The organism is Clostridium sp. UBA4548 (assembly GCF_002387895.1).
Lineage (GTDB): Bacteria > Bacillota > Clostridia > Clostridiales > Clostridiaceae > Clostridium_J.
Genome location: NZ_DGLI01000043.1, coordinates 14488 through 30234, shown reverse-complemented (window position 1 = coordinate 30234; position 15747 = coordinate 14488). Strand labels below are relative to the sequence as shown.

The 15747-nt window shown below is 31.1% G+C and carries 12 protein-coding genes; 10 read left to right on the top strand and 2 right to left on the bottom strand.

The window, feature by feature from the left end; all coding sequences use genetic code 11:
- Positions 1–243: 243 nt before the first annotated feature.
- Positions 244–1749: a PLP-dependent aminotransferase family protein gene (locus B3040_RS15300; protein ID WP_291574984.1), complete on the bottom strand. Its 1506-nt coding sequence runs from the start codon at positions 1747–1749 to the stop codon at positions 244–246.
- Positions 1750–1890: 141 nt separating this feature from the next.
- On the opposite strand from B3040_RS15300, the gene pdxS reads away from it, so the two are divergent.
- The 6 genes from pdxS (at position 1891) to B3040_RS15270 (ending at position 7195) form a co-directional block, all read left to right on the top strand.
- Complete coding sequence (pdxS, locus tag B3040_RS15295; RefSeq protein WP_291574982.1) at positions 1891–2769, top strand: pyridoxal 5'-phosphate synthase lyase subunit PdxS; 879 nt, start codon at positions 1891–1893, stop codon at positions 2767–2769.
- A gap of 10 nt (positions 2770–2779) precedes the next feature.
- Positions 2780–3352 carry a pyridoxal 5'-phosphate synthase glutaminase subunit PdxT gene (pdxT, locus tag B3040_RS15290; protein WP_291574980.1) on the top strand — a complete coding sequence of 191 codons (573 nt, stop codon included), beginning with the start codon at positions 2780–2782 and terminating at the stop codon, positions 3350–3352.
- Positions 3353–3675: 323 nt separating this feature from the next.
- A complete protein-coding gene (locus tag B3040_RS15285; RefSeq protein WP_291574978.1) occupies positions 3676–4638 on the top strand; it encodes a CobW family GTP-binding protein in 963 nt (320 codons plus the stop codon).
- Positions 4639–4649: 11 nt separating this feature from the next.
- A complete protein-coding gene (locus tag B3040_RS15280) occupies positions 4650–5282 on the top strand; it encodes a GTP-binding protein (protein WP_291574976.1) in 633 nt (210 codons plus the stop codon).
- Between the two features lie 159 nt (positions 5283–5441).
- The gene (locus B3040_RS15275; RefSeq protein ID WP_291574974.1) at positions 5442–6395 is read left to right on the top strand and encodes a permease; all 954 of its coding nucleotides are present in this window, start codon (positions 5442–5444) and stop codon (positions 6393–6395) included.
- A complete protein-coding gene (locus B3040_RS15270) occupies positions 6392–7195 on the top strand; it encodes a TIGR03943 family putative permease subunit (RefSeq protein WP_291574971.1) in 804 nt (267 codons plus the stop codon). The genes B3040_RS15275 and B3040_RS15270 overlap by 4 nt, the downstream gene beginning before the upstream one ends.
- Positions 7196–7488: 293 nt before the next feature.
- On the opposite strand, the gene B3040_RS15265 is transcribed toward B3040_RS15270, so the two are convergent.
- Positions 7489–7725 carry a hypothetical protein gene (locus tag B3040_RS15265; RefSeq protein WP_291574970.1) on the bottom strand — a complete coding sequence of 79 codons (237 nt, stop codon included), beginning with the start codon at positions 7723–7725 and terminating at the stop codon, positions 7489–7491.
- A 321-nt stretch (positions 7726–8046) separates the two neighbouring features.
- Between B3040_RS15265 and B3040_RS15260 the strand changes: the two genes are divergently transcribed.
- The 4 genes from B3040_RS15260 (at position 8047) to B3040_RS15245 (ending at position 15642) form a co-directional block, all read left to right on the top strand.
- Entirely contained in the window at positions 8047–12963 is a 4917-nt protein-coding gene (locus B3040_RS15260; RefSeq protein ID WP_291574968.1) for a cytidyltransferase, read from the top strand.
- 14 nt (positions 12964–12977) lie between these two features.
- A complete protein-coding gene (locus tag B3040_RS15255) occupies positions 12978–14354 on the top strand; it encodes a lactate/malate family dehydrogenase (RefSeq protein WP_291574967.1) in 1377 nt (458 codons plus the stop codon).
- A gap of 6 nt (positions 14355–14360) precedes the next feature.
- A complete protein-coding gene (locus B3040_RS15250) occupies positions 14361–14519 on the top strand; it encodes a hypothetical protein (protein WP_291574965.1) in 159 nt (52 codons plus the stop codon).
- A gap of 70 nt (positions 14520–14589) precedes the next feature.
- Positions 14590–15642, top strand: a complete 1053-nt coding sequence (locus B3040_RS15245) for a flavodoxin family protein (protein ID WP_291574963.1) — start codon at positions 14590–14592, stop codon at positions 15640–15642.
- The last annotated feature ends 105 nt before the right edge of the window (positions 15643–15747 follow it).

The window sequence follows — 15747 nt, the reverse complement described above, 5'->3', positions numbered from 1 at the left end:
ACATATTACTAGCGAAGAAGTAATATTATAGTAGGGATAATAAAAAATGAAATCTAAGATAAACAGGGAATTTTGCATAAAGCGTGAATTCCCTGTTTTATTGAGAATAATGAACAATATTATTCCTAAGGAGTGTTGTAACCTTATTACTTAACTAAAAAAATAAATTATTAATTGGTGATTTGTGTATTAAACACGTTTAAACATCCATAAGAGCTAGAGAACTATTTTATTGGAATATGATTAAATCATAGGACTCATATAAGTTCGACCTTTGGACTTGTTTAATATTTTGGTAATGGAAGCTTCCAGTACTCTCATTCCTGTTTTTATTTGTTCAAGATTTGTAGCAGCATAGCTTAATCTTATAGTATTGTCATTATTTCTGTAGTTATTTACGTAAAAAATTTTACAGGGAACTATAAGCACGTCTTCTTTTGCACATTCAAGGTAAAGTTTAGTAGCTTCCACTCCTTGAGGTAGTGTAACCCAAAAATTTAGCCCGCCCTTAGGTTCAATGAAAGTTACTCCATATTTTTTAAGATTATTTAGCTCTTTTAACATGGCCTCATATTTTTCCTTATAGATATCCTTCATATAATTTATATGATCTTCCCAATGACCTTTTTCAAAATATAAATGAAGTGCTCTTTGTATCAATCCAGATGAGGAAATATCTGTTGAGTGCTTTGCCTTAAGAAGCTCACTAGAAAGATTTTCAGGAGATACTATGAATCCTATTCTAAGACCAGGCATCAGAAGTTTAGAAAAGCTTTTGATATAAATTACTTTATCCAGCGTATCAAGGGATTTTAAAGAAGGACTTTCATGGAAATTCTCAAAAGAAAGTCCAGCAAGAGAATCATCCTCCACTATATATACCTTATATTTTTCAGTAAGTTTCAATAAACCTTCAAGATTTTCCTTAGAGTATGAAATTGTAGTAGGACTTTGAAATCTAGTCATTACATAAATTAGTTTAGGATTATACCTAATAATTTGTCTCTCTAATACCTTCAAATCTATACCATTTTCATTTATTGGAACTCCAACGATTTGAGCACCTCTAGATTTAAAAACGGAAACTGCTCCAGTATAGGTTGGATTTTCTGTAATAACATAATCACCAGGATTTAAAAGAGTTTTTCCAATAATATCTATACCCTGTTGAGCACCTGATACTATTTGTATATATTCCTTTTTTACATTTATATTATTGTAAAAATTTAGAAAGTTACAAAGGGATTCTCTTAAGGGTTCAAAACCATTACTTTCTTGATATCCAAAAGCGTATCCTTTATCTCTATCCAGAACTTCATTTAAGGAATTTTTAAAAGCATCTATAGGAAATATGCTAGGATCTGGAGTGGCACTGGCAAAATTAATAGTACTAGAAGTTAGTTCTATTTGGCCGCTAGACATAAGTTTAATATCCTCATGCTCTAAAAACTCATCCTCACCCAAGCTATTTCCAGTGGCTTTTTTTTCATGGCATTGCTCTTCTAACTGAAGTACATAGTAACCACTTCCTTTTATAGCCTTAATATATCCATTAGTCTCTAATTGTTTATATGCATTTACCACTGTAACATTATTAACTCCTAAATCATTAGCAAGTTTTCTGATTGCAGGAAGTTTTTCTTTAGGTTTTAGCTTTCCACTTTTAATTAACTCTCCAAGAGAACTTGAAAGTTGGAGATACATAGGAGTGTTTATTTCTTTATTTAATTGTATCGATATAATATCCATAATTTTCATTTCTCCTTTAAATTGTATTGACTCAGAAAAAATTGTATGCAATAATTTGGTTGAATTTAGATGGCTATACAATAATTGTAACGATACGATTATTGTATAATGCCAGTATACATTTGTAAAGGAGAGTTTATTATGAATGAAAGATATGAACTAAACAAGAATCTAGCTCAGATGCTAAAAGGTGGAGTAATAATGGATGTGATCAATGCAAGGGAGGCAGAAATTGCACAAAAAGCCGGTGCTGTAGCTGTTATGGCTCTTGAACGTGTTCCTTCAGATATAAGAAAGCAAGGTGGTGTTGCTAGAATGTCTGATCCAAAAATGATTAAGGAAATTCAAAGTGCTGTAACCATACCTGTTATGGCAAAGGTGAGAATTGGTCATTTTGTAGAGGCTCAAATTTTGGAAGCTTTAAATGTTGATTATATTGATGAAAGTGAAGTTTTAACACCAGCAGATGAAGTTTTTCATATAGATAAAAAAGGTTTTAAGGTTCCATTTGTTTGTGGGGCTAGGAATTTAGGAGAAGCACTTAGAAGAATAGGTGAAGGAGCATCAATGATAAGGACAAAAGGAGAAGCTGGTACAGGCAATGTAGTAGAAGCTGTAAGACATATGAGAACTATGGTTTCAGATATAAAAAGAGTTCAACTTGCGTCTCAAGAGGAATTAATGACCATTGCAAAGGAAATGGGAGCACCTTATGACTTAATTGTATACGTAAAAAATCATGGAAAATTACCAGTAGTAAATTTTGCAGCTGGTGGAATAGCAACACCAGCAGATGCAGCTTTAATGATGCAATTAGGAAGTGATGGAGTTTTTGTGGGTTCAGGTATATTTAAATCTTCAAATCCAGAAAAAAGAGCACAAGCAATAGTTAAAGCTACTACTTATTATAATAATCCAGAGGTCATTGCAGAGGTGTCAGAGGAGCTTGGTGAGGCAATGAATGGTATAGATATTAGAGAAATTCCAGAAGCAAATTTATATGCTAATAGAGGCTGGTAAGGAGAAAGTTATGATTACCGTAGGTGTACTTGGAATTCAAGGAGCAGTAAGCGAGCACATAGATAAACTTCACAGTTTTACTGAAGTAAAGGCTATAGTTGTAAAAACCAAAGAGGAATTAAACTTAGTTCAAGGAATAATAATACCAGGGGGAGAAAGTACTGCTATTGGCAAACTCCTAGAAGAATTTTCTTTGATAGGACCCTTAAGGGAGAGAATAGAAAAAGGGCTTCCAGTTTGGGGAACCTGCGCAGGAATGATACTTCTGGCTAAAAAAATTAATAAGGATCCAAAAGCTTATTTAAAGGTTATGAATATAGAAGTAAAAAGAAATGCTTATGGAAGTCAATTAGAGAGTTTTCAGGAACAAAAGATTATTAGGGGAATTTCAAAAGAACCAATTCCTTTAGTATTTATTCGTGCTCCATATGTGGAGAGAGTCTGGGGAAGTGTAGATATTTTAGCAGAAGTTGATGGAAAGATTGTAGCTTGTAGAGAAAAGAACATGTTAGCAACATCCTTTCACCCAGAGTTAACTGAGGATTTAAGTTTTCACAAATACTTTGTGGAAATGATTAGCTAAGAATCACTCTAATTACTACTTAGAGGTTAACTTAGATCATGCAAAAAAGAAGTAAATGCAAATAATTTGCATTTACTTCTTTTTTGTTTTAGAATATTATTAAAGTAAAAGTAAAAATTTAGTCTAAACATCATTATTTACTATGGAATTTATTTTATATATAAGGTTAGGTTTATGCATAAACTTACAGGTGTTCAAATATAAATTTAAAGGAGTACAAAGGGTTTTTAGGGTGCTATTAAAAACCACAAGTAGAATAGTCATTAGATGATTACAATGAATTAATTATAAAATCATATGAAAATTAGTGGGGGAGATGAATTTTGAAAACAAAGATAGATATACTTTCTGGATTTTTAGGTGCAGGAAAAACCATGCTTATTAAGAAGTTAATCAGTGAAAAACTACAACATGAAAATATTGTTATCATTGAGAATGAGTTTGGTGAAGTGGGAATTGATGGAAGTATTTTAAAGAGTTCCAATGTTCAAGTAAGAGAAATAAATGCTGGATGCATTTGTTGTACAGTATCCTCAGATTTTAGTAAGGCAATAAAAGAAGTTATAGAAAAATTTAATCCAACTAGAATAATAATTGAGCCATCAGGTGTAGGAAAATTATCTGATATTTTAAATGTATGTAAAGGAGAAGAAATAAAAGAGTTAGCAATAATCAATATGATAATTACAGTAGTAGATGGATTAAAGTATCACACTTACATTAAAAATTTTAGTGAGTTTTATAAAAATCAGATTCAAAATGCTAATACACTAATCATTAGTAGAAGTCAAAAGCTTTCTCTATATAAGTTATTAGAGGTTGTAGAAAGTTTACAAACTATCAACACCAAAGCACATATCATTACTACACCTTGGGAGAATATAAAAGCAGAGAAAATAATAGCTATTAGTGAAAGTAAAGGGAATGACACTTTGGACAGTGTAAATTTAGTTAAAAAGCCAATGTTGGCAGGTAAAATAAGAAATTCTGTAAATCATAAGGCAAATGAAGTTTTTCAAACTGTAGGTATAGAAACACCAAAGGTTTTTAGTGAAAAATCTCTTGAAAGGTTTCTACAAGTCATGGAAAAGGATTCAACCTACGGGACAATACTTAGAGCAAAAGGTATTGTGGAGACTGAAGAAAAGAAGTGGATTCAATTTGATTATGTACCAGAAGAATTTCAAATGAGAGAAAGTTATCCTGAGTATACAGGTCGGGTTTGTGTTATTGGAAGTGGACTAAATAAGGAAGCAATTAAAAAGTTATTTCTTAACTCAAAATAGAGGTAAAAATTATGATGAAAACAGATATTGAAATTGTAACAGGCTTCATAGGTTCAGGAAAGACCACTTTTATTAACGCCTTATTAGAACATACTTTAGGTAAAGAGGAGAAAGTTTTAATAATACAATTAGAATGTGGAGCTGGAAGTATTGAAGAAAAGTTTATAAAAAATAAAAATATAAGATATGCACCTATGAGCTACGAAGAGTTTTCTGAAAGAAGGTTTAGTGATATTCTGCAGAAGATAACACCACACAGAGTTATCATAGAATTTAATGGTACAGAAGACATTAATAAATTGCTAGAGCTTATTCACAGTAAAAGGATCAAGGAACTTTCAAAGTTAACTACAACTTATTTTGTTTCCGAGGCGGTAACCTTTATCACCTATTTAAATAATATGGGAAGATTCTTGTTACCTTGTCTTCAAATAAGCGATTTAGTGATTTTAAATAATACAAAGGATATTCATAAGGACTCTCTAAATACTGTGACACAAACTATTAAAGTATATAAAGCGTTTATACCAATATTAGAAGTAGAACATATTAGCAATATAAAAGAAACCCTTAACAGGAGTAAATTATTTCATAGAGGAATTTTAAAGACATGGGACATATTTTTAAAAAAATTAAGGGCATAAATAAAAAATAGAGACCGAGTATTGAGAAGAATTTAATTAGCAAATCATTTGTAAATCAAAAGGAGAAGAATAGTGGAAAATAGAGTTAATTATGAAAAAAAATATACACTCCTTCTTTATATCGCAATAATAGGAGTTATTGCTTTTAGTTTGCTAAGGATGAAGAATATAGGAGTCATAGATACAAATATGCTTCAAAGCTTTGCAACCATTTTTACAAGTATTGTTCTTGAAGGTATCCCATTTATTTTATTAGGTGCATTTGTATCTGCTTTAATTCAAGTATTTGTGTCAGAGGAAACCATAACAAAAATAATACCTAAGAACAAATTTTTAGGATTTTTTGGAGCTTCACTTATGGGGTTCATCTTTCCAGTATGCGAATGTGCCATTATACCTATTGCTAGAAGGTTGATAAAAAAAGGCCTTCCTTTAGGTTTGGGGGTAACCTTTATGCTGGCAGTACCCATAGTAAATCCAGTGGTGCTTTTATCAACTTATTATGCCTTTTATGATAAGCCTTCAATGGTGATTATGAGAGGTGGCTTTGGAATTATAGCGGCTATAACCATTGGAATTTTTATATCTATGGTGGAAAAGAAGGCCATATCTCCACTTAAGAATAACGGATATAAAGATGAGTATGGATGTAATTGTGGATGTGACATTAATAATCCTTTATATAAGTATAAATCAAAGCTTAGCATAATTCTTGATCATACCACTAGGGAATTTTTATCTATAAGTAAGTATTTAATTTTTGGAGCATTCATATCAGGGGTATTTCAAACCTTAGTATCAAGAGATGTAATGACCTCCCTAGGTAGTAGGCCTATGGCTTCTATTGGCATAATGATGGCACTGGCATTTTTACTATCAATATGTTCGGAAGCAGACGCTTTTATAGCAAGAACCTTTTTATCGCAATTTACAGTAGGTTCTATTTTAGGTTTTTTACTTCTTGGGCCAATGTTAGATATAAAAAACACCTTCATGCTATTTGGCAATTTTAAAGGCAAAGTAGCTATTCTTTTGACCGTCTATATAGGATTAGTAGTTTTCATCATAGCTGCTTACACAAATGTGGCAGTAATGTTTGGGGTGATTAAATGAAGAAGTTTAATATAGAAGAGTTTTTCACCTTTATTGTTCTTTTAGGATTTTCAACACTTTTTTATTACTTAATCTTTACTGGAAAAATAAAGACTTTTATTAGTCCCAAAATGATAAATTACATGATGTTTGCACTAATTATGTTTACTATATTAACCTTTTATCAAGGAAATAAGGTGTTTTCTCCTAAAAACTATAAACCAATAAGTAGTAGCTATATATTATTACTATTAACTTTAATTATAGGATTTGTATCAGCAGAAAAGGGAATAAACTTAGCTATTGCGGAAAATAAAACTATGAGTTTGCCAAGTTATACCAATAGGGATAAATTAAAGGCTCCTAGTTCAAATAGTAAGGATGAAAAAGTTAGTGAAAATAAGTTAAAAGAAACCTTATCCTTAACAAATGATAATACTATAATAATAGATGATGGTAATTTTTATAAAGCTGTTAATGATATTGGATCAAACTTAGAAAAATACAGAAGTAAAAAGGTAGTAATTACTGGCTTTGTATTTAAGCGAGAAGATTTCAAAGAGGGTGAATTTGTTGTAGGTAGAATGTCTATGGCCTGTTGTGCTGCAGATGCTCAAGTTATGGGGTTAATGGCTAAATGGGCTGAAGCAAAGAATTTAGAAAAGGATACATGGGTTAATATAGAAGGTGTAATTCAAAGCACCCAGTATAGCTCTTTAGAAAATAATGAGGCTTTTACCTTACCTTTGATAGAAGTAACTAAGGTGGAAAAAATTCAAACACCAGAAAATATCTATGTGTATCCTGATATTAATAAGTAAAAATGTTGAAAGAACTTGAAACTATAAAAGAGAGGATACTGCACAATGCATAAAGGTCCTATGTAATACCAAAGCCATGGATAGTAGATAAATAACTCCTCTACTATTCATGGCTTTATTAGTATTAAATTAATAAATATTCATTTTGAGATAGCCCTTTTTAAAAGTAATGAAAAAGTCAATTTCTTAGTGCTTTTGATAATAGGTTTAATTTTGCTAAAAGATATATTGTCTTCAGACATTCTATCTAGAAGTATAATTAAATCAGTTTTTAAAAACATTTTTGAATTACTTTATCCCCAATATTCTGGTTTTTCTTGATGATCTGCACGAATGGCTTTTCGAAGTATTGTAAGAGTAATTTTATTATTATTTCTATCAATAGAGCAAGGATATGTGGAACCACAATCCTTACAGACTAAATACTCTTTTTCATTGATCTGTTCTCTATTATCAAATAAGTAGGGAGTTTCTTTTGTTTCTTTAATATCAGAAACCATATCAGATGGATTTACCTCATAAGTATACACATAAGTAGCCTCTCGTTTCATTTCAAAATGGTTAGAATTACATTTTGGGCATACTAAGGATTTATCTATATTTAAATTCATGAATATAACTTCCTTTCTCCTATAACTATGGTTTTATTATTTCTTAAGTTAAAAGGTTATATTCAGTAAGTGCTAATATATACAGTGAAATAAAGTATCTTACTACTATATTGAGGAGATATAAGATTATTTATTTTTCACACACTATAAATAACTAGATTAGAAGGTTATAATTTAAAATATAATATAGGTAATAGAAATGAACAAATAACCATTGTAGAGTTTGTTAGGAGGGCATCTATGGAAAATTTAAGTTTTAAAGAGCTTAATCAAAAAATATCTAAAAAGCTTTTGACCTCTAGATACTTAAAAGTTAGCAATATCTCGAAGGCATTAGTTGGAGAATTTTTAAAAAGTAATTCATATATAGAAAATTTAGTAACCATGGCGGAAGAAAAGGATTTTAGTTGTAGAAGAACTCTTTTACTTTGTGAAGAGTTAATGAAAAATATATTAGAATTTAATAGATCAAAAAGTGTTTATAAAGATGAAGAGGAAGTTACTTTAGATATAAATTTTCAATTAGAAGATAATCAAAATAAATGGTTGAATTATTTATATAATTATTCGCTTAAGAAATCTTTTCCAGAAGCAGTACCAATTAAGTTAAATTCCTTATATGATGCTCTGTGTGAAGTGTACCTAAAAGTTTTAAGAGTTGTATCTGAGGTACAAAAGAATACAGAAGATAGCACCTGGCAAAGCTTGTACCCTATAAAGTTCTTAACACAGGGAGAAATCAGAGGACTTGAAAGTGATGAGGAATATGTAAAGTTTCTTAAAGCTTTTAAAAGGGACTATATTTATGAAACTATGAAGCTAAACGGAGAAGTATTTGGGTACAATACACTAGATCATATTTGTGGAGTTCATCATTTATCTTTATACATTGGACGACAGGCGAAGCTTAAAAATCTCCCAGTAGACTTAGGGAGAGTTTCGGGAGCTGCAGCAGGTCATGATATAGGAAAGTATGGTTGTAAAGGGGAGGAACTTAAGAGAGTTCCACATCTTCATTACTATTACACAGATCAATGGTTTAAAAAACATAATATTAATTATATAAGGAATGTAGCAATAAATCACTCAACTTGGGATTTAGAACTAGAGAATCTTTCACTAGAGAATCTTATCTTAATTTATTCAGATTTCAGAGTGAAAAATATTCAAACAGACAAAGGGGCAAAGATGCATATATTTTCCCTTGCTGATTCTTTTAGAGTAATTTTAGATAAGTTAGAAAATCTGGATGATAAGAAAGAAAAAAGATATAGAAGAGTTTATGCAAAGCTTAAGGATTTTGAGGATTATTTAGTAAGTATTGGAGTTGATACCACTCTTGAGGAAAATCAAAACTTAACTCTTATTGATAAACCTATTTACTCCTTAATGCAGGGGAAGGAGGTAGTTCAGAATCTAAGGTACCTTTCAATAAACCATAATATCAAGCTTATGCATGCTCTTCGTGATGAGTATTCTATTGAGGAAATTTTTGAGCAAGCAAGAAGTGAGGAACATTGGAAGAATTTAAGACAATACATAAGGGTCTTTGAAGAATACTCTACTTATTTAACACAAAAACAAAAGATACAAACTATGAGATTTTTGTATGACAATCTTACTCACCCAGAAGATGATATAAGAAGACATTGTGCAGAACTTATAGGAATTTTAATTGGGATTTTTGATGAGGATTACAATAAGGAAATTCCCAAAAATGTGATTCTTGAAAAGTCAGAGATTAATAGTGGTCAATTATTTAAGGAATATTTAGATTTATTGCTTTATCCAAATTATAAAATAATCGCAAGTCATAGAAGTTGGATAGGCTACAGCACGAGAATTATGGTAAATTCACTATTTAAAAACTGCAGAAGAACCTTTATAGCTACTTATAGAAGTATATTGATGGATTACTATAGTGCTACAGGAAACTTAAGCAATGAAACCCAGTTGTTTCTATTAGAAACAGCTAAGTATATTCCCGTGGAACCTTATGAGGAAAAACTAGGGCTTTTATTTAATTATATAATTTCTATGGCTAAAAAAAGGAATACTACTTTAAGATTAGCAGCTCTAGAGGTTATGAGTGAGGTTTTAGAAAAATCAAACTCAAATGATGAACTTAGAGAAATGGCAGTAGAATATCTTTCTATATCAAATAGTAGAAGTAAAATTCCAACAGAGAATTTGCTGAAGTTAAAGTTAGCAACTCAGCTTAATATGAGGGAAAAGATTATCATCTTTGAGAGATACTGCGACCTTGATAATGTTAGAATTCCTGAAATATTTTTAAGTAATTTAAAATCTGCGACAGATTGGATTAAAAAGAAAAACCAAATTGAATTACTTTTAGAATACACTCTTAAAAACATAGGAATTACAGGACTTCATACAGCTATTCATTTTTGTAATTTAATAAAGGTAAGTGCAATAGAAACTGTAAGAAAAAGGGCTGGTTTTGCTATACTTAGAATTATGCCTCACCTAACTTTACCAGAAAGAAATGAAGTAGCAGTAGAGCTTTTAAGAGCCTTAGAAATAGATGAGCACAGGTTTACTGAGTATATTCCACCCTTGTTAGGAGAAGTTCTTCTATGGTTAGAACCAAAAGAATTAAATGAGATTATTGAGGATTTTAAATATAAAATAAAATCCTCAGAGGAAAATATTAAGCCTCTAATTCTCAAAACTATTGGAACTTGTGTAGCAGGCTATGGAAAATACCAGAGTAGATTTATTGAGAAGAAGGAAGCAAGTCATAAACGTCTTATAAATATGATAGGAATATTATTAAATGGTCTAGGTGACTATAAAATTAGAGTTAAACAAGCTGCTATAAGTAGTTTAGGTAAGGATATCTTTGGCGCAAAAACTTTGTCTTTGGAAGAAAAGTATAATATTTTCAAGCTTGTTGGTAAGAAAATCCTTACCTTAATTACTGATGATGAAAGAGACAGAATTATTTTTCTAACTAATTCTGCTGCTTTAAATCATATATATAGATTTATATCAGATTATAGCTTTTTTAAAGGAGAAATAGATATACCCATATCATCGAAAATAGCCTTTTTCCCAGGTACCTTTGACCCATTTTCCATAAGCCATAAAATTATTGCAAAGGCAATAAGAGATAAAGGCTTTGAAGTTTATTTAGCAGTGGATGAGTTTTCTTGGTCTAAGAAAACCTTACCTAATTTATTGAGAAAGATTTTAATAAATATGTCTGTTGCAGATGAATTAGATATATTTATCTACCCAGAAATATTTCAAACTAATATTTCTAATTCAGAGGATTTAAAAAGATTAAAAGAAAATTTTAGTCATTCAGAAGTATATTTTGTAGCTGGAAGTGATGTAATACTAAATGCCTCTTGTTATAGAAGAGAAAATAGTGAAAACTCTATTCATAGTTTTCCACATATAATTTTTGAGCGGGGAAAAAGTAAGTACTTAGAGGAGGCTAAAAAGAAAATACAGGGAGAAGTAATGATCTTAAATCTTCCGCCAAGCTATGCAACCATTAGTTCAAGCCAAATAAGAGATTATATTGATAGAAATAGAGATATATCTAGTTTGATAGATCCATTAGTCCAGCAATATATCTATGAAAATGGATTTTATCAAAGGGAGCCTTTGGAAAAATTAGCTTTAACCTCTTCTAATATCCATATTGAGTTTGCTGAAGAAATTACAGAGGGATTAATTAAAATCATAGGTAACTCTTCTAAAGATAAGGAGCTAGTTTCTCAGTTTTTAAAAGAGCATTCCCAAAAAACTGCTTCAAAATTAGTGATTATTAAAAATGTTGAAACTCATCAGGTATTAGGATTTTCTGCACTACATTGGGTTAGATCTAATAATCTTTATAATGAAGTACTGTGCGAAAAGGTATCCAGATATGTTCGTGAAAGTGGTACAGGAAGACTTATTCTTATTGATGCTATTTATGTAAATAATAAAGATAAAAATAAAGCCTTAGAGGAAATACTAATTACAGAAACTTTAGCTTATGCTATAGCAAAGGATTATGAGTATGCACTTTTTAAGCCTAAAGCTGAGGAGTTTTACTCTCTATCTACCCTAGAAAGTATGAAGCTCTGTGGATTTAAGGAATTAGAGACTATTGAGGAAACTATACCAGTTCTAGGGGTGAACATGAGCAATCCATGTGTGCTTAATTTAGATATAGAGAATGTATTAAAAGAACCCTTTAGAAGTAGTGGAAGAGTAAAATCAGTGATTGCTTCAACTAGAAAAAGGTTACAGGAGACTTTAACACAAGTATATCCTGGTGAACTTATACTGCCCTTTGACACTCACGTACTGCATGAAAAAATGATTAAAAAGGTTTGTAAGGAGAATGGAGTATCAACTAAATTAGGTACTAGTAAGGAATATGGAGCTGCTATGTGTGTACCCTATGGAGATATGTTAGATCGGTACGTGGTACCTAATACAGTAACAAAGGCTTTGCATACAGAAAAATATTATAGTCCAGATATGAAAAGCTTTTTTATAGGAGAGTCTCCATATTATTTAAATTTAGAAAATCAAATAAAAATGATAAGATCCTTTAACAGACCAGTAATACTTGTAGATAACATTCTTCATAAGGGATACAGAATGAAAGCACTTGATCCCCTTTTAAAGAAAGAAGGAGTGCAGGTGCAGAAAATCATTGCAGGAGTTTTGTCCGGAAGAGGAAAGGATTTAATGGATATGCAGGATAGGGAAGTAGATGCAGTGTATTTTATTCCAAAGCTAAAGGTTTGGTTTAATGAAAATTCAATGTATCCTTTTATTGGAGGAGATGCCTTGTGGAGAGGGATTTATCCAAGAAGAAATTTAATTCCTTCCGTTACTTCAATTATGCCCTATACCTATCCAATCTTTATAAGAAATGCAAGCAAGAAAAGTATTTATGAACTTTCAAAGGTTTGCATAGAAAATTCTATTGAAATATTGAGAGCTTTAGAAAACGAATATCATCTTTTATATACTCGTAATTTAACCTTAAGTTCACTTGGAGAAGTGCTAACCATTCCTCGCCGCCCTGATATAGGTAGGGATATGTATTATGATTTAAGTATGTATCCATCTCATTATCTTCAAAATGATTTAGAACAATTGAGTAGAATGGAAAGCATGTTTTAAGAAAGGGGTATAATATGTTTTATTATAAATACAAAGATAAATTAATGATTTCAAATAGAAGCTATGAAGAATATAGGAACTATAATTCCATAAACAACAATATAAGTAATTATGCAAATAAAGAAGAAAGCTATTTTGGCTTAAGAGAAAATAACTTTAAGGATTTTCTTCAAATATCAGAAGCTGAAGCACAAAGATATAAGGGGAAAATATTTGCATTAAATTTGCTTAACCCTAGGTTTTCAAGGCGAAGTTTTATTATAACTAATGAAGAACAGCTATTTATAGAAGAAGAAAATTTAAATTTACTTAAAAACCCTATAAAATATGGAAACTGTAAGGGACAAAAGGTTGATGAAAATAACGTGTTGAACCCTCAATGGATAGTAGAAGCTATTGAAGATAGAAGAGTCATCTCTTTAAATATGGCTTACCACAGCTGGCCAGGAGTAGTAGATTATGAAGAACCTAAAAAGTGGAGAATAAATGTTGTAGGATTGGGGGATGTGGGAGGAATTCTTTTAACAGGACTTAAACTTTTAGGTCATGAAAGAATTTCTCATTTAGGGCTTTATGATAGGGATGAAAATAAGATAAAACGCTGGAAACTAGAATTAGGGCAAGTTTTATCTCCAGATATGATGGAAAGAGAGATAAAGATGGTAAGCCTTAAGGAACAGGGAGTTTTTAATTGTGATATGTTTGTATTTTGTGTATCAGTTGGAGTTCCAGAGGTAGGCAAAGAAGGAGAAGATGTAAGACTTGTACAATTTAAGGGGAATTCCAAAATTCTAGGTTCCTATGCAAGAAAGGCAAGGGAAAGTGGATTTAAAGGCGTTTTTGCAGTGGTTTCAGACCCGGTTGATTTATTGTGCAAAGTTGCATATGAAGAAAGCAATAAGAATGAAATGGGAAATATGGATTTTGAAGGATTAGCACCAGAACAAATTAGAGGATATGGACTAGGAGTTATGAATGCAAGAGCCTGTTATTATGCTATGGAAAATCAGGAAACAGAAATGTATCCATTAGAAGGAAGAGCGTTTGGGCCTCATGGAGAAGGTCTAATAATAGCAAATAGCATTGAAAATTATAATGAAAAACTTTCAGAAGAACTTACTGAAAAGACTAAAACAGCTAATCTAGAAGTCCGAAGTGCAGGCTTTAAACCCTATATTGCACCAGCTTTGTCCTCAGGAAGTCTATCATTATTAAGTACAATAAATTCTCAGTGGCATTATAGTGCTACCTTTATTGGAGGTACTTTTATGGGTTGTAGAAATAAACTTATAGATGGATGCACAGAACTAGAAACTTTAAAGCTTCCACAGGAGCTTTTTCAGAGGCTTCAGCATACTTATGAATTACTAGACATTCTTTATAATAGGTAAAAAATTATGAAGAAGGAAAAGCTTATAACATTAAATCCTAATTGCCCATGTACAAGGAACTGTCCTCGCCATGGCAATTGTGGAGAGTGCAGGGAAAACCATGAAAATAAGAAATCACCCACTTGGTGTATGAGAAAAGTGAAAAAGAAAGCAAAAGAAAATTAAGTAAGATAAACTAAAAAAATTCTGATCTAGTAGTTAAGCCTTGAAAAAATTTAAGTTAAAGGAGGCAGGTATGGAGGAGTTATTTGTAATATTGCCCAATACACCCATAAGTGATACCTTAGAAAATATGTTGAGAGCGGCTATAGAAGATAGGAAATATGTTTTGGTAAATGATGTACAAAACATCCCTAATTTGAGAAATAAAAAACTATTATTTATCTCTCAGGTTAATGAGCTTGGTACAGACTTGTTTATGCTAAATTTTCTTTCTAAGATTATGGAAAAAGGCAAGGATTGTTTTAGTGGATCTATGGGTGCAGTTTTAGTACATAGCGAAACAGAGCAGGGTACTAAAAGAACAGCACAGGATATTATTTTTATTGCTAATGGGTTAGGGTGTAGTTTCATTGGCCATCCACTAGTTGAAGCTATAAGCTCTTTGAAGAACTTTCTTACTTGGCAAAAAAATCTAGATTTATCCTTAGAAGAAATATGCCTAAAAAATTGTAGAGAACTGACAAAGAGATTATTAGAAGGCAAATTTGTTACTTTAGAAAATCCTAAAATATTAGCATTATACTCAAGTCCACACAAAACTTCAAATACCTTAGATTTATGGCATATGGTATCTAGGCATCTGGAAAACTATGAGGTGAAGGAATTACTTATTGAAGCAGGTGAAGTAAAGGATTGTCATGGATGTGCCTATAAGCTTTGTAACCATTACGGGAAAAATAATAGGTGTTTTTATGGAGGTATAATGGCAGAAGAAGTACTTCCAGCAATTGAAAAATATGATGCTATAGTATGGCTATGTCCCAATTATAATGATGCAGTAGCTGCAAACTTAACAGCAGTAATAAATAGGCTAACCGTATTATATAGGCAAATGTCTTTTCATGAAAAAAGCATTTTTGCAATAATAGTTTCAGGAAATTCAGGCAGCGATTCTATAGCTAAACAACTAATTGGAGCTTTAAATATTAATAAAGGATTTAGATTACCTCCATACTTTTCACTTATGGCTATAGCAAACGACCCAAAATCTATTTTTCAAGTGGAAGGAATAGAAGAAAAAAGTAGAGAGTTTGCAGAGAACATGACAATAGAAATAAAATGTTAAATAAAGCTTTCGGTAAAGGTAACTACCGAAAGCTTTTAAATTAATCTAAGTTTATTCAACAGGAGCTTTATAACCATAAATATTATTATTTAAATAAAACAGTAG

Excerpts from the sequence above, each read along its gene's own strand:
- B3040_RS15275 (WP_291574974.1), top strand. The coding sequence starts at position 5,442 with ATGAAGAATATAGGAGTCATAGATACAAATATGCTTCAAAGCTTTGCA.
- B3040_RS15280 (WP_291574976.1), top strand. The coding sequence starts at position 4,650 with ATGATGAAAACAGATATTGAAATTGTAACAGGCTTCATAGGTTCAGGA.
- B3040_RS15270 (WP_291574971.1), top strand. The coding sequence starts at position 6,392 with ATGAAGAAGTTTAATATAGAAGAGTTTTTCACCTTTATTGTTCTTTTA.
- pdxS (WP_291574982.1), top strand. The coding sequence starts at position 1,891 with ATGAATGAAAGATATGAACTAAACAAGAATCTAGCTCAGATGCTAAAA.
- pdxT (WP_291574980.1), top strand. The coding sequence starts at position 2,780 with ATGATTACCGTAGGTGTACTTGGAATTCAAGGAGCAGTAAGCGAGCAC.
- B3040_RS15255 (WP_291574967.1), top strand. The coding sequence starts at position 12,978 with ATGTTTTATTATAAATACAAAGATAAATTAATGATTTCAAATAGAAGC.
- B3040_RS15245 (WP_291574963.1), top strand. The coding sequence starts at position 14,590 with ATGGAGGAGTTATTTGTAATATTGCCCAATACACCCATAAGTGATACC.
- B3040_RS15250 (WP_291574965.1), top strand. The coding sequence starts at position 14,361 with ATGAAGAAGGAAAAGCTTATAACATTAAATCCTAATTGCCCATGTACA.
- B3040_RS15300 (WP_291574984.1), bottom strand. The coding sequence starts at position 1,749 with ATGGATATTATATCGATACAATTAAATAAAGAAATAAACACTCCTATG.
- B3040_RS15260 (WP_291574968.1), top strand. The coding sequence starts at position 8,047 with ATGGAAAATTTAAGTTTTAAAGAGCTTAATCAAAAAATATCTAAAAAG.